15 protein-coding genes are annotated in these 19,271 nt (G+C 71.6%); 9 read left to right on the top strand and 6 right to left on the bottom strand.

Annotated elements, in window-relative coordinates:
- Positions 1-33 precede the first annotated feature (33 nt).
- Positions 34-1,383 carry a transaminase gene (locus ACFYZZ_RS44750; RefSeq protein WP_389189753.1) on the bottom strand — a complete coding sequence of 450 codons (1,350 nt, stop codon included), beginning with the start codon at positions 1,381-1,383 and terminating at the stop codon, positions 34-36.
- 279 nt (positions 1,384-1,662) lie between these two features.
- Here ACFYZZ_RS44750 and ACFYZZ_RS44745 point away from each other — a divergent pair, with 279 nt between their 5' ends.
- Positions 1,663-2,130: a hypothetical protein gene (locus tag ACFYZZ_RS44745; RefSeq protein WP_389189751.1), complete on the top strand. Its 468-nt coding sequence runs from the start codon at positions 1,663-1,665 to the stop codon at positions 2,128-2,130.
- Between the two features lie 4 nt (positions 2,131-2,134).
- Here ACFYZZ_RS44745 and ACFYZZ_RS44740 read toward each other — a convergent pair whose 3' ends face one another.
- Complete coding sequence (locus ACFYZZ_RS44740) at positions 2,135-2,344, bottom strand: hypothetical protein (protein WP_389189749.1); 210 nt, start codon at positions 2,342-2,344, stop codon at positions 2,135-2,137.
- Between the two features lie 248 nt (positions 2,345-2,592).
- Here ACFYZZ_RS44740 and ACFYZZ_RS44735 point away from each other — a divergent pair, with 248 nt between their 5' ends.
- Together ACFYZZ_RS44735 and ACFYZZ_RS44730 are read left to right on the top strand one after the other, a co-directional pair.
- The gene (locus ACFYZZ_RS44735; RefSeq protein WP_389189746.1) at positions 2,593-3,843 is read left to right on the top strand and encodes a serine hydrolase domain-containing protein; all 1,251 of its coding nucleotides are present in this window, start codon (positions 2,593-2,595) and stop codon (positions 3,841-3,843) included.
- A gap of 116 nt (positions 3,844-3,959) precedes the next feature.
- On the top strand, positions 3,960-5,192 hold the full coding sequence (locus tag ACFYZZ_RS44730; RefSeq protein ID WP_389189743.1) for a cytochrome P450: 1,233 nt from the start codon (positions 3,960-3,962) through the stop codon (positions 5,190-5,192).
- Between the two features lie 118 nt (positions 5,193-5,310).
- Here the strand turns inward: ACFYZZ_RS44730 and ACFYZZ_RS44725 are convergent, their stop codons facing one another.
- Complete coding sequence (locus tag ACFYZZ_RS44725) at positions 5,311-6,849, bottom strand: helix-turn-helix domain-containing protein (protein WP_389189740.1); 1,539 nt, start codon at positions 6,847-6,849, stop codon at positions 5,311-5,313.
- A 315-nt stretch (positions 6,850-7,164) separates the two neighbouring features.
- Here ACFYZZ_RS44725 and ACFYZZ_RS44720 point away from each other — a divergent pair, with 315 nt between their 5' ends.
- The 3 genes from ACFYZZ_RS44720 (at position 7,165) to ACFYZZ_RS44710 (ending at position 10,001) form a co-directional block, all read left to right on the top strand.
- The gene (locus tag ACFYZZ_RS44720) at positions 7,165-7,785 is read left to right on the top strand and encodes an L-threonylcarbamoyladenylate synthase (protein WP_389189737.1); all 621 of its coding nucleotides are present in this window, start codon (positions 7,165-7,167) and stop codon (positions 7,783-7,785) included.
- A 112-nt stretch (positions 7,786-7,897) separates the two neighbouring features.
- Positions 7,898-8,653 (top strand): dienelactone hydrolase family protein, encoded by a 756-nt coding sequence (locus tag ACFYZZ_RS44715; protein ID WP_389189734.1) that lies wholly within the window; start codon positions 7,898-7,900, stop codon positions 8,651-8,653.
- A 148-nt stretch (positions 8,654-8,801) separates the two neighbouring features.
- Positions 8,802-10,001, top strand: a complete 1,200-nt coding sequence (locus ACFYZZ_RS44710; protein ID WP_389189731.1) for a glycoside hydrolase family 64 protein — start codon at positions 8,802-8,804, stop codon at positions 9,999-10,001.
- A gap of 55 nt (positions 10,002-10,056) precedes the next feature.
- Here the strand turns inward: ACFYZZ_RS44710 and ACFYZZ_RS44705 are convergent, their stop codons facing one another.
- Together ACFYZZ_RS44705 and ACFYZZ_RS44700 are read right to left on the bottom strand one after the other, a co-directional pair.
- The gene (locus tag ACFYZZ_RS44705) at positions 10,057-12,450 is read right to left on the bottom strand and encodes a M4 family metallopeptidase (protein WP_389189728.1); all 2,394 of its coding nucleotides are present in this window, start codon (positions 12,448-12,450) and stop codon (positions 10,057-10,059) included.
- Between the two features lie 193 nt (positions 12,451-12,643).
- A complete protein-coding gene (locus ACFYZZ_RS44700) occupies positions 12,644-14,716 on the bottom strand; it encodes a prolyl oligopeptidase family serine peptidase (protein WP_389189725.1) in 2,073 nt (690 codons plus the stop codon).
- Between the two features lie 39 nt (positions 14,717-14,755).
- On the opposite strand from ACFYZZ_RS44700, the gene ACFYZZ_RS44695 reads away from it, so the two are divergent.
- Both ACFYZZ_RS44695 and ACFYZZ_RS44690 read left to right on the top strand, forming a co-directional pair.
- Positions 14,756-15,289: a MerR family transcriptional regulator gene (locus ACFYZZ_RS44695; RefSeq protein ID WP_389189722.1), complete on the top strand. Its 534-nt coding sequence runs from the start codon at positions 14,756-14,758 to the stop codon at positions 15,287-15,289.
- Between the two features lie 150 nt (positions 15,290-15,439).
- Positions 15,440-17,242, top strand: a complete 1,803-nt coding sequence (locus tag ACFYZZ_RS44690; RefSeq protein ID WP_389189719.1) for an alkaline phosphatase family protein — start codon at positions 15,440-15,442, stop codon at positions 17,240-17,242.
- A 44-nt stretch (positions 17,243-17,286) separates the two neighbouring features.
- Here the strand turns inward: ACFYZZ_RS44690 and ACFYZZ_RS44685 are convergent, their stop codons facing one another.
- Positions 17,287-17,529 carry a hypothetical protein gene (locus ACFYZZ_RS44685; RefSeq protein WP_389189716.1) on the bottom strand — a complete coding sequence of 81 codons (243 nt, stop codon included), beginning with the start codon at positions 17,527-17,529 and terminating at the stop codon, positions 17,287-17,289.
- A gap of 176 nt (positions 17,530-17,705) precedes the next feature.
- Here ACFYZZ_RS44685 and ACFYZZ_RS44680 point away from each other — a divergent pair, with 176 nt between their 5' ends.
- Positions 17,706-19,208: a metallophosphoesterase family protein gene (locus ACFYZZ_RS44680; protein WP_389189713.1), complete on the top strand. Its 1,503-nt coding sequence runs from the start codon at positions 17,706-17,708 to the stop codon at positions 19,206-19,208.
- Positions 19,209-19,271: the final 63 nt, after the last annotated feature.

Genomic DNA, 19,271 nt, shown 5'->3' with positions numbered 1-19,271 from the left:
TCCCTTCGTGCTGTGCCGGGGGAACGTCCCGGCTCAGCCGGCCAGTGCGGCGAGGGCCGCGGCGAACACCTCGGTGTGCGTGTCGACGTCCTGCTCGGTGGTGTCGGGGCACATGAGCGCCATGTTGTGGAACGGGGTCAGCAGGATGCCCCGGTTGGCGAGGTAGAGGTGCAGGAAGTCCTCCAGCTCCGGGTCGGCGGCCGCGGCAGACTCGGAGCCCGTGCGGGGCGCCGGCGAGGTGAAGCGGTACTCGGTGCGGGCGCCGAGGCGGCTGACGGACCAGGGCAGCCGGTGGGCCTCGATGCCGGCCCGGACACCCGCCTCGAAGCGCTCGGAGAGCTTCGCCATCCGGGCGAAGGCCTCGTCGGTGAGCACGTGCTCGAGGGTGGCCCGGGTCGCGGCGACCGACAGCGCGTTGCCTGCGAGGGTGCCGCCGACGCCGCCCATGTCGACGAGGTCCAGGTCGGCGCGGTCCAGCAGCCGCTCGGCAAGGTCCGCGGAAAGGCCGTAGGCGCCGGCCGGAATGCCGCCGCCGATCGCCTTGCCGATGGTGAGCAGGTCCGGCTCCAGGTCCCAGGCGGCCGTACAGCCGCCGGGGCCCGCCGAGAACGTATGGGTCTCGTCGTTGATGAGCAGGGTGCCGTACCGCCTGGTCAGGTCGCGTACGCCCGCGAGGTAGCCGGGCTCGGGCAGGACGATGCCGATGTTGGTGAGCGCGGGCTCCATGAGGACAGCGGCGACGTCCCCGTGGGCCAGCTCGCGCTCCAGCCCGGCAAGATCGTTGAACTCGGCGACCCTGCTGGTCAGGGTGACGTCACAGGGGGCTCCGACGTTGCCGGGGCGGGCGGCGCCGCGGCCGTCCGGGCCGACGACGATCAGCGACTCGTCGACGCTGCCGTGGTAGCAGTAGCTGTTGACCAGGATCTTCGGGCGCCCGGTGACGGCACGGGCAAGCCGGATCGCCCATCGGTTGGCGTCGGTCGCGGTCAGCGAGAAGCTCCAGCGGGCCAGGCCGAAGCGGCGGGTCAGCTCGGCGCCGACCCACTCGGCGTCCTCCGTGGGCAGCATGGCGGTGGCCCCGCCCAGGCCGGCGTACCGGCGCTCGACCGCCTCGGTGACCGCGGCGGGCGAGTGACCGGCCATCGCGCCGGTGTCCCCGAGGCAGAAGTCGATGTACTCGTGCCCGTCCACGTCGATGATCCGTGCGCCGCGCGCCCCGGCCAGGTAGCGCGGGAAGGCACCGGCCGTCTTGTTCATCCAGGTCATCGGCACCCGGCCGAAGAGGTGGTCGGCCTTCGCGTAGGCCTCCCTGGAGCGCGGGTTGCGGCGTTCGGCCTCGGCGCTCTCGTCGGCCAGGAGGGCGTGCAGACGCGTGCGGTCCATGGGGTACCTCGATGCCTACCGGGGACGGAACGGTCCGAGCGTACGAGTGAAAACGTGGCGATTTCAAGAGTTGACGCTCGAAACGATCGCCTCGGCGCTCGAATCGAGCGCCGGCCGGGCGCTTGGCCGCGATGCCGGGGATGCCCCGACCGGCGAACCATTGCACGGTGTTCGAACGCGATGTCTTGAACGCCAGGGTTCGCCACCCCTTCCGCCAGGTAGAAATATCTATCAGCATGCATACGCCGGGTTGGGGTGCAGGATCACGCGGAGCGGTGCATGGCGAACAGGATGTGGATGCGGGGCGTGGAGTGGCTCGCCGCGGCGGCGGCAGATCCACGATCGTGCAAATGGGAGTGGGACCACGGGGATGGCATCGCGCTGCTGGAGGCGGGCCGCTTCTGGGACGTCCTGAGCGTCCCCGAGCGGCTCGGTCTGCTCACCCTGGACCTGCTGTGGCGGCCCTCGCTCCCCGTGCCGGGGCCGACACTGGTGGACACCGCCGCGGGGCGGGTCGGGTTCTTCCTGCCGCCGGACCCGTCCGGGGGCTGGGTCGGCGCCGGCCTGCGGTACGCGACCAAGGGGTCCTGGGTCTCCGTACCGCCGCCGTACCGGCCCGCCCGCTCCCTGGAGTGGCTGGTCCCACCGGACGGCACCGGTACCCTGCACCGGCCCGGCACGCTGGAGGCGGCGCTGCAGGAGGCCAACGGCACGCTGGCGGTCCTCGCGCCGTCGCGCGGGCAGTAGCGGATCAGGGGCGTTCGGGCTCGGGCAGGACACGCACCGCAAGCCCGGCGAGGGTGACCCAGAGCACGTAGGGTTCCGCGGGGACGGTGCGCCCCTGGGCCCGCCACTCCGCCACGAGTTGGGCGTAGATCGGCTCGCGGGCCCGGTCCACCGGGGCCCTGCGGCTGCTTCGGTCCGTCCGAACCGTCCGGTCCGCGCGGTCGATGACGTCCATGCCCGGGCAACGCCCGGGCCGCGCCACCGGTACGCTCCGCTCCGCCCGCTCACCGGGTCGGGTGACCACACCCCTCGAACGGGGCCTTCCGCCCGTCCGACAACCATCCCGGAACAGGGGCGGCTCAGAGCGTCGAGGGGCCCACTTGGCTGACAGGCGCCGCCGGGTGCGCGCTCCTATGCTGGGGAGCCAGGGCTCCGACGTCTCGCCCGCCGCACGTACTGCTCTCACGTGCTTGGAGTCAGCCCATGTCGCATTCATCCGCACGCCTGCGCCAGGGGGCCGCGGTCGCCGTCGTGGTGGGGACACTGATGGTGCCGCTCGGCGGCACTTCCGCAGGGGCGGCGCCGGCCTCCGCGCCCACCGCGTTCGCCGCCGCCGAGCCCACCCCCTCCCCTTCGGGGGCGGAGGTCCGCACGATCACGCCGGACGTGGCCCGCCAACTCGACGCCGCCGTGCAGAAGGTGATGACCGAGGCGAACGTGCCCGGCGTGCTGGTCGGCATCTGGACGCCGCACCAGGGCAGCTACGTCAGCTCGTTCGGTGTCGCCGACAAGAGCAGCGGCCGGCCGATGACACCCGACCTGTACATGCGGATCGGCAGCGAGACCAAGACGTTCACCGTGACCGCGCTGCTGCAGCTGGTCGACCAGGGCAAGGTCGGTCTGGACGATCCGATCGGCAAGTACATCGCCGGGGTGCCGAACGGGAACGAGATCACGCTGCGGCAGCTCGCCGGGATGCGCAGCGGTCTCTTCAACTACTCCGAGGACGACGACTTCTTCAAGGCGCTCACGTCCGATCCGCAACGCCCCTTCACGCCCCAGCAACTGCTCGCCTACTCCTTCAAGCACCCGGTGCTGTTCCCGCCGGGACAGAAGTTCGACTACAGCAACACCAATCTCATCCTGCTCGGCCTGGTCGTCGAGCAGCGGAGCGGACAGCGCCTCGGCGACTACATCCGTCAGCACATCCTGGAGCCCGCCGGGATGAGGAACACCCTGTTCCCGGCCGGCTCCGAGTTCCCCGCCCCGCACGCGCAGGGCTACACGAACCAGACGGCCGACGGCAAGATCGCGGACACGGCCTCCTGGAACCCGTCCTGGGCGTGGGCGGCCGGTGCGATGGTCTCGAAACAGGACGACATGCGGGTGTGGGCGCGCACGGTGGCGACCGGCCAATTCCCGGACGGCAACTGGATGATCAGCCCGGTCACACAGAGGCAACGGCTCACCACACCGCCCACAGCCATCCCGGGGGCGGGGTACGGGCTGGGTATCTTCAACGTGCAGGGCTGGATCGGCCACAACGGCTCCCTGCCGGGCTACGAGTCCCTGACCGTCTATCTCCCGGCGGCACAGGCGACCCTCGTGGTGCTGCTCAACACCGACATCGACCACGACGGACAGGAACCGAGCACCCTGTTCGGCGAGGCGATCACGCAGATCATCTCCCCGAACCACGTCTTCAACCTGCCGGCCCAGCCCGCTGCCAGGTAGGTCCCGGCCCAGGCGATTTCCGGTCGAGTCGAGGACGCCCTGTTCGCTGCCGGACGACGACGGTGTGTACTGGACCGCGCCTGCTTCGCGAGAGCCGACCAGCCAGGAGAGCCGTCGTGACCGTCACCGACCGCATCCCGCTCGACCCGTTCGGCACCGACATCGTCGCGGAGAGCGCCCGGCTGCGCGCCCTCGGCCCCGTCGTCCCCGTGGAGCTGCCCGGCGGCATCCCCGCCTGGGCACCCACCGGGTACGACGTCCTGAGGGAACTGATCCTCGATCCCCTGGTGAGCAAGGACGCGCGCCGGCACTGGCGGCTGTGGCCGCAGACCGGTGAGCGCCCCGACTGGAGCTGGATCGTGACCTGGGTGGGCGTGGTCAACATGCTGACCACCTACGGTCGCGACCATGCCAGGCTGCGCAAGCTGGTGGCGCCGAGCTTCACGCTCCGGCGCACCGAGGCGCTGCGCCCGCGCGTGGCGGCCATCACCGTCGAGCTGCTGGACGCGCTGGCGGCCGAGGGCGCCGACGGCCGCGCGGTCGACCTGCGGTCCGGGTTCGCCCATCAGCTGCCCCTGCGCCTGATCTGCGAACTCCTCGGAGTGCCCGACGGGTTGCGCGCGGATGCCGCACGTCTCATCACCGACATCTTCGACACCTCCGACCCGAGCCCGGAGCGGGCGGCGTCCGTGCAGGAGCGGATCGGCACGGTGCTGGGGGCGCTGCTCGCGCACCGGCGGCAGGAACCGGGCGACGATCTCACCACGGAGCTGATCCGGGTCCGGGACGAGGACGGTGACCGGCTCTCCGACGAGGAGCTGCTGCACACGCTGCTGCTGGTGGTCGGCGCCGGGTTCGAGACCACCGTCAATCTCATCGGCAACGCGGTCGTCGCCCTGCTGACGCATCCGGCGCGGCCGGCGGCGGTGCGCTCCGGGGAGGCCGGCTGGAAGGGGGTGGTCGAGGAGACGCTGCGGGTGCACCCGTCGGTCGCCGTGCTGCCGCTGCGGTTCGCGGTCGCGGACCTGTCGGTCGGGGGCGTGACGATCCCGGCCGGGGACGCGATCATCACGACGTACGCGGCCGCCGGCCTGGACCCGGCGCGCTACGGGCCGGACGCGGCCGACTTCGACGCGGGGCGCGGCGCCGACGACCATCTGGCGTTCGGGATCGGGGTGCACCGCTGCATCGGCGCTCCGCTGGCCCGCATGGAGGCACTGACCGCGCTGCCCGCGTTGTTCGCCCGCTTCCCGGAGCTGCGCCTGGCCGTCGGCACCGACGAGCTGCGGCAGGTGCCGTCGTTCATCGCCCACGGCTGGCAGGAGGTGCCGGTCCTGCTCGGCGCCTGAGACACGTGCGGGGCTCCGACCGGTCCCCCGTTCCGGTCGTGCCCCGCGACTGCTGAACCTACGTGCGGGGCCACGGCGGTGGGTACCGCGCCGGTGCCCTTTCCGGGGCGGCGAGGACTCACTCGTGCACAGGCGAGTCCGGTTGGCCCCGGTTCGCCCCGCCGACGGCGGGTGCGGCAAGAGCACCGGTCGCCAGGTGGGCGAGGACGACCTCGTACAGGTCGCTGCCCATGGCCAGCAGCTGGCGTTCCAGAACCGGTTCGGCGGCCCGGACGTGGTCGCGTACGGTCTGGGCGTGCACGCCCAGGTCCCGGGCCGTGCGTTCGGCGTTCGAGTCAGCGGCGATCCAGGCGCGCAGGGTGCCGCGCAGGTCGCGGCCGTCGCCGTCCAGGCGGCCGAGGAGGTCCTGCGCCCACAACCGCAGCGCGGCCGAGGTGAGCAGATCGCCGAGCCTGTCGGCGCGCGGGTGCGGGGCCGTGCCGTCGGGGTCGTACGGGCCCTGCACCGCCTCGGTGTTGAGCGCGAGGCGGACGACGGCGCGGGTGGTGAGGTGGGAGAAGTCGGTGCCGAGCAGCGCCTCGACGCGGTCCATGCGGGCACGGACGGTGTTGCGGCTGACGCCGAGGACCTTGGCCGCGCTGACGGCGGTGAACTCCAGGCCCAGCCGGGTCGTGGCGAGCAGTTCGGCGCGGATGTGGTGGGGCAGCGTGTCGAGGGGACGCAGCACGCGCGCGGACCAGGCGCGCAGGGCGACGGGGTCCATGAGCCGTTCGGGGTCGGTGCGTTCGGCGAAGACGGCCGTCTGTTCCGGGCGGAAGCGGGCGACGGCCAGGGCACTGATGGCCTGCCCGTAGGCGGTGGCGGTCCGGGCGAGGCGCTGGCGCAGGCTGCCGCCGAGGAAGGTGCCCGGCCGGCCGTCGACGAGGGAGCGCAGCCGGTCCCCCGCCGTCGGCCGGGGGCCGACGACGATGACGTGCCCGTCCATCGCGGGGCAGCGCACGACGAGTGCCAGGCCCTCGGTGAGGTGCGCGCAGGCGTCGGCGACCGCGTCCCGCTCGGCGGGCGAGACCTCGACGACGTAGACACACGCGGTGTCCTCCTCCAGCAGGCCCGGCCACAGTCCTGCCGCGACCCGGCGGGCGGAGACGGTGTCCTCCACCATCAGCAGCTGCAGGATGGCCAGCCGCAGGTCGGCCGTGGCCCGGCGCAGCCGGCGCCCGTCGTCCGTCAGCTTCCGTTCCCTCAGGAAGAGTTCGAGGACGGACGCGGTGCGGTTCACGATGTCGGCGGCACGCCGGTCGAAGGGGTCGCGGCGGGCCACGGCGAGCACCGCTCCCGCCGCCGGGCCCCGTTCGGGGTGCCGTATCCCGACCAGGCGGACATGGTGTTCACCGTCCTCCAGGGCGGCCGCGGAGATCCTGCCGGTGACCACGTCGGTGAGCACGGCGCCGTCGAGCGGCAGGCGTTCACCGGCGAGGAGGCTTCCCTGGTCGTCCTGGAGGCAGACCGTGGCCCCGACGGTCCGCCCGAGCCAGGTGACGACCCGGCGCGGGTCACGGCCGGCGGGACGCAGATGGTCGAGCAGCTGCTCCGCCCACGCGGTGTCGGAGTCCCGCGGCTGCTGGGCGTGAGGGCCCTCGTCGGCTCGGCCGGCCACGTCGCCCTTCTCCTCGTCGTCGGTTTGACCTCGGCTTTCGAACGTGGACGTTACCCCAAGCGGGGCCGCACGCCCCCGACGGTGGCGAGCGCGAATGCGGCGGCGAAGACACGGCACCCCGGGCCGGGGCCCGGACATCACCGCCTGCCTCACAACTTCCCTACCCCCGATGGCAGTTCGCCAGTCGGCCTCCCGGCCCGCGTCCGGACGGCCGCGAGAGCGCGCAGAGCACACGGAGCACCCCGGCCGTACGGGCAGCGGGGCGCAGCGCGCCGGAGCCGCGCGCGGCGCCCGGGGACGGCATAAGCTCGGCGGATGGCGAAGTACTTCGACGTGCACCCCGAGAACCCCCAGCCGCGCAGCATCACTCAGGTCGCCGACGCGGTCCGCTCGGGTGCGCTCATCGCATACCCCACCGACTCCTGCTACGCGCTCGGCTGCCAGCTGGGCAGCCGGGACGGCATCGACCGGATCCGTTCCATCCGCCACCTCGACGACCGGCACCACTTCACGCTGATGTGCCGGGACTTCGCGCAGCTCGGCCAGTTCGTCCGCGTCGACAACGACGTGTTCCGGGCCGTCAAGGCGTCGACTCCCGGCAGCTACACCTTCATCCTGCCGGCCACCCGCGAGGTGCCGCGCATGCTGCAGCACCCGAAGAAGAAGACCGTGGGCGTGCGCATCCCCGACCACGTGGTGACCCAGGCCCTGCTGGCCGAGCTGGGCGAACCGCTGCTGTCCAGCACGCTGCTGCTGCCGGAGGAGGAGGAGCCGATGACCCAGGGCTGGGAGATCAAGGACCGGCTCGACCACGCGGTGGACGCGGTGGTGGACTCCGGGGACTGCGGCACGGAGCCGACCACGGTCGTGGACTTCTCCAGCGGCGAGGCGGAGATCGTGCGGCGGGGCGCCGGGGACACGTCCCGGTTCGAGTAGCGGGCGCAAGTCCGGTCCCGGCGGAGTGGATCTTGCATGGCAGCATGAGAGGTACTCGCAGCGCCGAGGGGCGTCCGCCTCCCGCCGCTGATTCCTCAGGAGGCTCCTCAGCATGACCGCCGTACAGGGAACAGCCGTCGACATCCCGACCGAGGACGGCACCGCCGACGCCTACCTCGCCCACCCCGCTGACGGGAACCCGCATCCGGGCGTCCTGCTCTACCAGGACGCCTACGGCCTGCGCCCGCAGCTGAGGGCGATGGCCGACCGGCTCGCCGGATCCGGTTACACGGTCCTGGTGCCGAACGTCTTCTACCGGCACGGCCGCACCCCGATCGGAGAGCTTCCGGAGTTCATCGACCCCGCTGCCGACCCGAGCATCTGGGAGCGGATCGGCCCGGTCATGGCTTCCCACACCCCCGAGCAGATCAGGTGGGACGCGGACGCCTACCTGGGCTGGCTGGCCGACAGCCCGCTGGTCGCCGACGGCCCGGTCGCGCTGACGGGGTACTGCATGGGCGCCCGCCTGGCGCTGCGCACGGCGGCCACCCATCCCGGGCGGGTGGCCGCGGCAGCCGGCTTCCACGGCGGCCGGCTGGCCACCGACGCCCCGGACAGCCCGCACCGCGGTGCCGAGCACATCACGGCGGAGCTGTACTTCGGCCACGCCGACCAGGACCAGTCCATGCCCGAAGAGCAGATCCGGCTCCTGGCGGACACGCTCACCGCCGCCGGCGTACGGAACACCTGCGAGGTCTACCCGGGGGCGCGGCACGGCTACACGCAGGCCGACACCCCCGCCTACGACCGGGAGGCCGACGAGCGGCACTGGGCGGCTCTTCTCGGCCTGCTGAAGCGCACCTTCTGAGGTCCGCGGGGCGCCCGCCACGCGGCGGGCGCCGCCCGGATCCCGTCCAACTCATTGACATGCACCCGCCTTACCGCAAATCTGAGAGCGCTCTCAAACAGGTACGGACCAATGTCCGTACGACCCCGACCCCACACGGAGGTGGAGAGTGCCCCCCAGCATCAAACGCCCCGCGCTGCCCCTGGCGGCCGCGGCGGCCCTGGTCGGCGGCCTGCTCACGGTGGTCGCACCGGACCATGCCGGTGCCGCCGTACCGGACACCGTCCCGCTGAAGATCACCAACAACTCGGGCCGCGCCGACCCGGTGTACGTCTACGACCTCGGCACCCAGCTGTCCTCCGGACGACAGGGCTGGGCCGACGCGAACGGCACCTTCCACGCCTGGCCCGCGGGTGGCAACCCGCCGACTCCCGCACCGGACGCGGCGATCACGGGACCCGCCGCCGGGCAGTCGAAGACGATCCGCATCCCGAAGTTCTCCGGCCGGATCTACTTCTCCTACGGCCGGAAGCTCGACTTCCGGCTGACCACCGGCGGGCTGGTGCAGCCGGCCGTGCAGAACCCGTCCGACCCCAACCGGAACATCCTGTTCAACTGGTCGGAGTACACGCTGAACGACTCCGGGCTGTGGCTCAACAGCACCCAGGTGGACATGTTCTCGGCGCCGTACGCGGTCGGCGTGCAGCGGGCCGACGGCAGTGTGAGCAGCACCGGGCACCTCAAGTCCGGTAGCTACACCGGCTTCTTCAACGCGCTGCGCGGGCAGCCGGGCGGGTGGGCGAACCTGATCCAGACGCGCTCGGACGGCACCGTGCTGCGCGCGCTGTCACCGCTGTACGGCGTGGAGACCGGGGCGCTGCCGGCGAACGTGATGGACGACTACGTCAACCGGGTCTGGCAGAAGTACTCGACGTCCACCCTCACGGTCACGCCGTTCGCCGACCAGCCGGGCACCAGGTACTACGGCCGGGTCTCGGGGAACGTCATGAACTTCACCAACTCCTCCGGCGCGGTCGTCACCAGCTTCCAGAAGCCGGACGCGTCCAGCATCTTCGGCTGCCACAAGCTGCTGGACGCACCCAACGACGCCGTGCGCGGCCCCATCTCCCGCACGCTGTGCGCCGGTTTCAACCGCTCCACCCTGCTGGTGAATCCCAACCAGCCGGACACCTCGGCGGCGAACTTCTACCAGGATGCGGTGACCAACCACTACGCGCGCAAGATCCACGCGCAGATGGCCGACGGCAAGGCGTACGCGTTCGCCTTCGACGACGTCGGCAACCAGGAGTCGCTGGTCCACGACGGCGCTCCGCAGCAGGCGTATCTGACGCTCGATCCGCTGTCCTGACATGCCACGGTCCCGCACCCGGAAGCCTCCGGTGTGCGGGACCGCGACGTGGGACTCAGCCCGTCGTCAGGGCGGTGTCGTCCACGACGAAGCTGGTCTGGAGCGAGTAGTCCTCGACTCCGTTGAACTTCAGCGTGACCGTCGAGCCCGCCAGCGAGGACAGGTCGAAGGACTTCTGGCTGTAGCCGGAGGCCTTGTTGAGGTTCGAGTAGGTCGCCAGGGTCTTCGAACCGGCGGTCACCGTCAGCTTGTCGTACTGAGTGCTGCTGGTGGTCTCGTCGGTGTCGATGTGCAGGTAGAAGGTCAGGGTCGCCTTGCAGCCCGCGGGGATCGTCACCGACTGGGACAGGGTGTCGGTGTGCGAGGAGCCGTAGCCGTCGAGCCAGGCCTTGTAGGAGCCGCTGTGGGCCGCCTCACCGCTGTCGGTGCCGATGACTCCGCTGGTCGCCGTCCAGCCGGTGCTCCCCGACTCGAAGCCCGGGTTGCTGAGCAGCTGGGTCGACGAGCAGCCGCCGCCGGTGGAGCTGACCGTCCAGCCGAAGGTCGCGGTGCCGGTCGCACCGGTGGAGTCGGTCACCGTGACCGTGGTGCTGGAGCTGCCCGCGGTGGTGGGCGTGCCGGAGATCAGGCCGGTCGAGCTGTTGATCGACAGGCCGGCCGGCAGCCCGGAGGCGCTGTAGGTGAGGGCACCGCTGTTGGTGCTGCTCGCCTGGATCTGCAGGCTGACCGCGGTGCCGACGGTGGCGGTCTGGCTGCCCGGGTTGGTGACCGTCACTCCGCTGCTGGGCGGGTTGATGTGGCCGCCGACGTTGATGCCGGCGAAGGCGTTGCCCACCCCGGCGTACTGGGTGGAGTTGGTGCCGTAGAGCGCGGCGGCCGCGTTGAGGGCCGCGGTGCGGGCGGCGGCGTAGTCGGTGCTGGACGTCATGTACGACGTCAGCGCCTTGTACCAGATCTGCAGGGCCGCGGCCCGGCCGATGCCGGTGACGGCGACGCCGTCGGAGGTCGGGCTGTTGTAGGTGACGCCGTTGATGACCTTGGTGCCGCTGCCCTCGGACAGCAGGTAGAACATGTGGTTCGCGGGGCCCGAGGAGTAGTGCACGTCGAGGTTGCCGACGCCGGAGTACCAGCTGTCGGCGGATCCGCCGTCCTTGCTGGGCTTGTCCATGTAGCGCAGCGGCGAGCCGTCGCCGTTGATGTCGATCTTCTCGCCGATGAGGTAGTCGCCGACGTCCGAGCTGTTGTTGGCGTAGAACTCCACGCCCGTGCCGAAGATGTCGGAGGTCGCCTCGTTCAGACCGCCGGACTCACCGCTGTACTCCAGACCGGCGGTGTTGGAGGTGACGCCGTGGGTCATCTCGTGGCCGGCCACGTCGATCGAGGTCAGGGCGTGCGTGTTGCTCGTGCCGTCGCCGTAGGTCATGCAGAAGCAGCTGTCGTCCCAGAACGCGTTGACGTACGCGTTGCTGTAGTGGACGCGCGAGTAGGCCGCGACGCCGTCATTGCGGATGCCGCTGCGGCCGAAGGTGTTCTTGTAGAAGTCCCAGGTCTCCTGCGCACCGTAGGCGGCGTCGGCGCCCGCGGTCTGGGTGTTGGAGCCGGTGCCGTCGCCCCAGACGTCGTCGGAGTCGGTGAACAGGGTGCCGGTGCCCGAGGTGCCGCGGTTGAGGTTGTAGGTCTTGTGACCGCCGCGCGTGGTGTCGTACAGCTGGTACGTCGAGCCGGACAGCGTGGTGGTGAGGCTGACCGTGCCGCTGTACTGGGTGTTGCCGGTGCCTGTCTTGACGGCCTGGTAGCGGTACAGCTCCTTGCCGGTGGAGGCGTCGGTGATGACGTGGAGCTGGCTGGGCGTGCCGTCGTCCTGGAAGCCGCCGACCACCGTCTCCCAGGCGAGCTTGGGTGTGCCGTTGCCGGCCCAGATCACCTTGCGGGCGCTGTCGGTGGTGGGCTTCTTCGCGTCGAGGGCCTTCGCGGCCTTGAGGGCCTTGGTCTCGGCGGCGGACTTGGTGAAGGTCGCGGCGGTGGAAGCGACCTTGATCTTGTGCTTGTTGTTGAAGGTCGTGCTCACGGTGCCCGCGGCCAGGGAGGCCGGCGGGGTGTGCACGACGAGGTCGCCACCGAGGACCGGCAGGCCGGCGTAGGTGCGTTCGTAACGCGTGTGCAGGGTGCCGTCGTTGTCCTTGACGACGTCCTTGACGACCAGCTTCTCCTTGGCGCCGAGCCCGAGGGTGCGGGCGGTCGCGGCGGTCTTCTCCTTGGCGCTCTTGATGAGCGCGGAGTGCTGGGCGGGGCTGAGCTTGGCCTCCAGGCCTCCGGTGCGAAGGGGGCTCGGGTGGGGGCCTGCGGGCTTGGCGGTCGCCGGGACCGACTGGATGCCGACGGCGAGGAAGGCGGCGGTGGAGACCAGTGCGGCTCCGACCGTGGCCCGTCTGTGGGGAAGACGTCTCACTCGTACTCCTCCTGCTGCGGCCGCCGGGTCGCGGCCGGTGACAGACCGGACAGACGGGTGTGCTGCCCGGGACGAGCTGAGCTGTGCGGGGACCGTGATCCGTGCACACACCTTGGAGGATCCGTGTGCGGGGGGAGGATTTCAGCTTTGACCCGCACATGTCAGCCACGTCGGGGGCAATCGAGGGTTTTCCCTATGCGGGCGGGGCAGCTCGGGACACTCCCGTAGGTATGGCCCCCAAGTGCTCCCGCAGGAACCGGACCTGATGGTCCAGCAGGCCCTCGGTCAGGTCGGTGCCGAACGCCTGGTGCCCCGTGCCGGGCAGGAGCAGCACCTCGTGCGGACGGCCCGCCGCGAGCAGCGCCTCGGACAGGCGCAGCGTGTGGACGGGCCGCACGTTGGTGTCGGCGAGGCCGTGGATCAGCAGCAGCGGGCGGGTGAGCCGGTGCGCCTCGCCGAGCAACGAGCAGGCGTCGTACCACTCGGGGTACTCGTCCGGGTGGCCGAGGAAGCGCTCGCGCCAATGGGCGTGGTAGAGCCGCTGGTCGGTGACGCCCGCGCCGGCGACGGCCGCGTGGAAGACGTCCGGGCGGCGCAGGACGGCCAGGGCGGCGAGCGAGCCGCTGAACGACCAGCCGCGGATGCCGACCCGGTCCAGGTCGAGGACGGGATGACTGCGAGCCGCCGCGTGCAGCGCGGTCACCTGGTCGTCCAGCACCGGCCCGAGCAGGTCGCCGTGCACCGCCCGTTCCCAGTCGGGACCGCGCCCCGGGGTGCCGCGGCCGTCGGCGACCAGCACCGCGAAGCCCTGTTCGGCGAACCACTGGGACAGCAGGTCCTTCCAGTCGTGCGCGGCGGTCACCCGCTGAATCGCCGCGCCGCCGTACGGGTCGAGCAGCACGGGCAGCCGGCCGTGCTCGGGTCGGTGCCAGGAAGGCAGGTACAGGTCGGCGCGCAGCTCCCGTGGGCCCAGCCGCAGCGGGGTCCGGCGCACGTCCAGCACAGGCTGTTCGACGTACGACGGCACGGGCAGCGCCGGCCGCTGGGCACGCAGCACCCCGGCGCGCCCGCCCGGCCCGTCCGCGTCCAGGGTTGTCCGTACGAGGGTGCCGCCGCGCCGCACTCCCCCGTGCAGCCCCGCCCCCGCACTCAGCCGACGCGGGCCCGCCGCTCGGTTCCACGACCACAGGTGGGTCTCGGTGGGCTCGTCGGAGCCGGTGAACAGCACGTCGTCCCCGTCGACACCGAGGACGGCGCGGAGTTGGAGGCCCGCCGGGGTGACCGGCTCACCGTCCACGGCCAGGTGGCGGGTGCCGCGCAGGTCGGCGTGCGACAACAGGGCGCCGGAGGCGGTACGGACAGGGAGCCCGGTCACCAACTGCACCCAGTGGGCGTCCCGTTGCTCGTGCAGGACCGTGGTGCGGCCGTCCGCGGGGTCGATGGCGAGGAAGCGGACCGTGCACTGGTCGCGGGACTGCACGACCGCGAAGGGCCCGTGGACGTCCCAGCCCGCTCCGACCACGTACTCGAAGGCACCCCGGTCCCAACGGACGGGAATCAGCGGTCCGTCGAGAGGGGCGAGCCACAGGCTGACGTCCGGGTTCGGGGTACCGGCGGTGGCGTAACGGTGGACCTCGGGCGGGCTGTCCGGGGTGGCGGGGTCGGTGCTGTACCAGCGCCGGACGCGGCGGTTGTCCGTGCGGGCGCAGAGCAGTGCGGTGCCATCGGGCGACCACCAGTGCCCGCGCGGGCCGTCGGGGAGGGTGGCCGACGTGTGCTCGGCCGCACCGAACTCGATGTCGGGGTCGGACGGTTCGGCGAGTACCCGCTCTTCCGTGCCGTCCGCCCGGATCACGCACAGCGCGCCCTTGCTGAGGTAGGCGATCCGCCGGCCGGTGGGGTCCGGGCGCGGATCGGCTACCGGGCGGCGGGCGGGAAGCCACAGAGGCTCACCGCCGCCCACCCGTACGGTCCACAACGCGCCGGCGAGGGCGAAGGCGACCAGCCGGGCCGCGCGGTCGGTGCCGTACGCCTCGATGCCGCGGGGCCTCACCGCATCCCCGGTCAGCCGGACCGGATCGGCGAACAGCCGTTCCGCACCGGTGTCGAGGTCGAGCAGCCACAGGCACGGAGCCGGGTCGTCGCCCGTACGGCCCCGCAGGTACAGGAGCGCTGCGCCGTCACCGGAGACAGTGAACTGGGCGGGGGCGCCGCGGGTGAAGCGGGCAGTGCGGACGAGCTGGGCGGGGAGGGAGAGGGGGGCCACGGGTGGGAGCCTCCCCAGCCACCACACAGTTATTCGATCATGTGGGCGACTGCTGCCCATCAAGACACGCTCGCCGCACCCGGCACCGCGAACCGGGGCCGGTTGCGCGCGGCGCCGGACGGCATCGACGTGTACTTCGACCATGTGGGCGGCGAGCAGTTGCGGGCCGGGGGAGACGCGATGCTGATCGGCGAGCTGGCGGAACGCACCGGCACCACCACCCGCGCCCTGCGCTACTACGAGGAGCAGGGCCTGCTGGAGTCCGCCCGGACGCCGGCGGGGTACCGCGTCTACGGTCCGGCCGCGGTGACCCGGGTCCGCGACGTCCGTGACCTGCTGGCGTCCGGGTTCACCGTCGAGGACGTGAAGTCGTTCGTCCGCCACCTCGACACCGATCTGCTCGAGGTCTTCACCTACTCGCAGGCGCGCGCCGACGCCTATGCCGTGGGCGCACACCGGGTGGCCGAGCTGGAGGAGAGGATCGCGACCCTCACCCGGGTACGGGACATCCTCGTGCGTCGGATGCCCTGGCCGGCGGCGCCCGGCGGTGCCCCGGAGCAGTGCGCCACCTGACCGGCACCATGCCAACTTGTCTGGTCAAGTTTGGTCTCGGTTCTTCCGTTCGACAGCGCAGACCGATACCCATGTCCCGTTCATCGTGCACAGCCGGGCCCTACGGCCCTCACCCTCACCACACCCTCTTGAACGGGACGAGGTACACGCATGCGACTGCGCTGGAGATCCCTCGGCGGGCTCCTGGCCCTCCTCGGCGCACTGATCGTCTCCGCTCCCCCGGCCCACGCGGCCGGGAGCAGCGGCAATCTGATCGTCAACGGCGATGCGGAGGCCGGTGGTTACTGCACCGACGACTGGTCCGCTGCCACCACGGTGCCCGGCTGGACCACCCAGGCCGGCGGCCCGGACGTCATGTGCCACACCGCCGGGTCCTTCGGGCTGCCCGACGACGGCAAGGCCCCCGGCAAGGCCTTCTTCGGGCCCGGCAACTTCGGTGACGGCTCGATGTCGCAGACCGTGAACGTCTCCTCGGCGGCCACGGCCATCGACGGCGGCGGCGTGAGCTACAACCTCTCCGGCTGGCTGGGCGGCTGGACGGTCTACGGTGGTTACGTCGCCGTCGGCCTGCACTTCCAGGACGCGAGCGGCCACCCGCTGGGTGCGACGGCCAAGCTGCCGACGGTCTCCGCGTCCGACCGGGGCCTGGCCACCAAGTTCCTGTCCCGCAGCACCACCGGCCCGGTGCCCGCCGGGACCCGGTCGATCCAGGTCGAGGTGCAGTTCCTGTCGACTTCGCACGAGACCGGCTACCTCGACAACCTCTCCCTCACCCTGAACACCCCGGTCACCGCGCCGGCGCCGCTCACCCCGCCCGTGTCCCGAGTGCCCGGCTACGACAACGTGTTCATGGTCATGATGGAGAACACCGACTACTCCGCGGTCATGAACGACCCGGCCGACACGCCCTACATGCACAGCCTGATGAGCAAGGGCGCGACCCTGACCGACTTCCACGGGGTCTACCACCCGAGCGACGAGAACTACCTCGCCGTCGCGGGCGGTGACACCTACGCCAAGGGCGCCACGTACTGGCCCAACATCAACTCCCCCCAGCGCAACCTGGGCGACACCCTGGAGGACGCCGGGAAGACCTGGAAGGCCTACGAGCAGGGCATGGGCACGCCCTGCAACACCAAGAACAACTACGACAGTTACTACGAGCCCGACGACGCCCCGTTCATCAACTACACCGACATCAGCGGCAACGCGTCGCGCTGCGCCGCCCACCTGTTCGACACCACGCAGCTGACCACCGACCTGCAGTCGGCCGCGACCACGCCGAACTTCTCCTGGATCGCCGCCGACGACTACTACGACGGCGAGGCCTCCGGCAACGGCAGCGCCACCAGCCTGAAGACGCAGGACGGCTGGCTGAAGCAGACCCTCGCCCCGGTGCTGTCCTCCCCCGCCTGGACCCAGCAGCGCTCGCTGCTCGTCCTGACCTGGGACGAGAGCAACAGCGAGGCCTACAACCACATCGTCACCACGGTCGTCGGCTCGCAGGGCACCGTCCCGGCCGGCACCAGCAGCCCGGCCCACTACGACCACTACGGCATCGCCCGCACCATCGAGTCGGCCCTCGGCCTGCCCGGCCTGACCGCCAACGACACCTATGCGACGCCGCTGAACGCCGCCTTCGCACCGTCCAGCACGACGACGCCGACGCTCACCGGTGACCTGAACGCGGTCGCGAACGGCGGCAACGTCACCTTCCGGTACTCGGTTCCGTCCGCCGCGCAGGTCAGCACGAAGAACTGGATCGGCATCTACCCGGCCGGTGTCACCCCGGGCCAGCGGTCCGCACTGACCTGGGCCTACACGCCCAACGCGAGCGGCGCGGCCACCTTCTCCACCGGCAAGCTGGGCGGCGCCGGCAGGTACGACGTGTACTACCTGGCCAATGACGGCTACTCGGTGCTGGCCGGGCCGTTCTCGCTGACCGTGGACTGATCGGGACTGTGGACCGACCAGGACTGTGGGCTGATCAGACACCCTCAGTTCGGCGCCCCGGGCGGCACCCGGGGCAGCGGGTCGAGCCTCAGCGTGCGTGGGTCGGCCAGGTAGGCACCGATCGACCTGGCCGCCTCACGCCGCTGTTCCCCGCCCTGCACGCGCAGGATGTCGGCGAGCCGTCGCAGGGCGTTCCGGAGGGTGGCCCTGACCGGAGCGTGCAGGCCGGGCGATTCGAGGACGGTGAGCAGATGGTTCAGGACGGTCCAGTCGGCCGTGTGCCGCACACCCTCCCCGCCCGGCGGAACTCCGCGAGGAGAAAGTCGGGGGCGGGGGTGTCGTCGCCGGTCATACGGGCCTCTCGGTCGGTGCGGCTCCGGGAACGCTCGGTGCGGGTCCGGGGACGCATCGTGTCAGGCCCCGCCCTGCGGGCCGTGATCGGCACGTTGTTACCGTGCACCGCGTGTCTGACTCCTCACGCGATACCGCACAGGGCGCCGGCTGGGGCGCGGCCGAACGCGGCGCCTACCAGCGGCTGATGCCCGACCACGTCGAGAAGCTGTCGTGGCTGAATCCGAGGACCCTGTGGGCCGCCCGCAACGGCGTGCTGGCGTCCTGGTTCGGCGACCCGACGGGCCGTACCCGCAGCCGCCTGGTGGCCCGGCAGGCCGAGGCGGGGGCACCCGTCGACAAGGTGATCCGGCGGGAGGTGCCGGACCGGTTCTCCTTCATGGTCATCGGGGACACCGGAGAGGGCGACGACTCCCAGTACGCCGTCGTACCGGGCTTTCTGAAGGCGGGTCAGGACTCGGAGTTCGCGGTGATCGCGAGCGATGTCATCTACCCCGTCGGCAGCGCGGACGACTACGGCACCAAGTTCTTCCAGCCGTACCAGGACTACCCGGCGCCCATATACGCGATACCGGGCAACCACGACTGGTACGAGGACCTCGGCGCGTTCATGCGCGTCTTCTGCGCCGACGCCCCGCCGCCGGCCCCCGAGCCCACGCCCCGCCCGCTCACCGGCGCCTGGTGGCAGAACCTGCTCTGGCACCGCCCGCGCGCGGGTGACGGGCAACGCCTGGCCGACGCACGGAAGTTGCGGTCGGCGCCGGGGCAACAGGCCGTACAGCCGGGGCCGTACTGGGCGATCGACGCCGGTCCGGTGCGGATCGTAGGCATCGACACCGGACTGCTGGGCACGATCGACGCCGAACAGGGCGCGTGGCTGCGGGAGGTGTCCCGCGGGCCGAAGCCGAAGATCCTGATCACCGGCTCGCCGCTGTACGTGGACGGCGAGCACCACCCCTGTGCCATCGAGGGCGGCGGCACGGTCGACGACATCGTCCGGGACCCGGCGCACCGCTACGTGGCCGCGATCGGCGGCGACATCCACAACTACCAGCGCTATCCGGTCGACGTGGACGGCCGGACCATCCAGTACGTGGTCTCGGGCGGCGGCGGCGCGTTCATGCACGCCACCCACACCATTGCGCGAGTGTCGGTCGCGGGTGTCACCGAACGCGACTTCCGCTGCTATCCGCTGCGCGGCGACTCGCTGGCCTTCTACAGCCGCCTGTACGGCCGCCGCCTGCGCCTGCGCCGCTTGTTCACGCTCACCGAGTCCGAGGCGACGGCCGTCATCGCCGAACGGCTGGGCATCGAGCCGGGCCGGGCGCCCGGCCCGGACACCCGGGTCACCCGGCGCACCCGCCTGGTCGCGAGCCTGCTGGGCACCGGCGGCCGCCCCGACCGCACCTCCCGCTTCCGGCTGCCCGTGCGCAAGCTGTACACCCAGCTGTTCTCGCCCGGCTCGGCCACCTACAGCCCGCCGTTCTTCAAGTCCTTCCTGCGCCTGGACGTCACCCCGGAGGCGGTACGGCTGCGCTGCTTCGCGGCGACGGGCAACCGCGCCCAGGAACTCGATCCGCCGGTCGAGGACGAGGTCACCATCCCGCTGAACTGATCACACGGTTGTCACACTCGCCTGCCAGAATCGGAGCAGGGCCGATGCCAGGACCGGGACGGA

Origin of the sequence: Streptomyces sp. NPDC001816 (assembly GCF_042892235.1) — a bacterium.
Classification (GTDB): Bacteria; Actinomycetota; Actinomycetes; order Streptomycetales; family Streptomycetaceae; genus Streptomyces.
The sequence above is the reverse complement of the archived record's forward strand: the minus strand, read 5'-3'. Positions and strand labels throughout refer to the sequence as shown.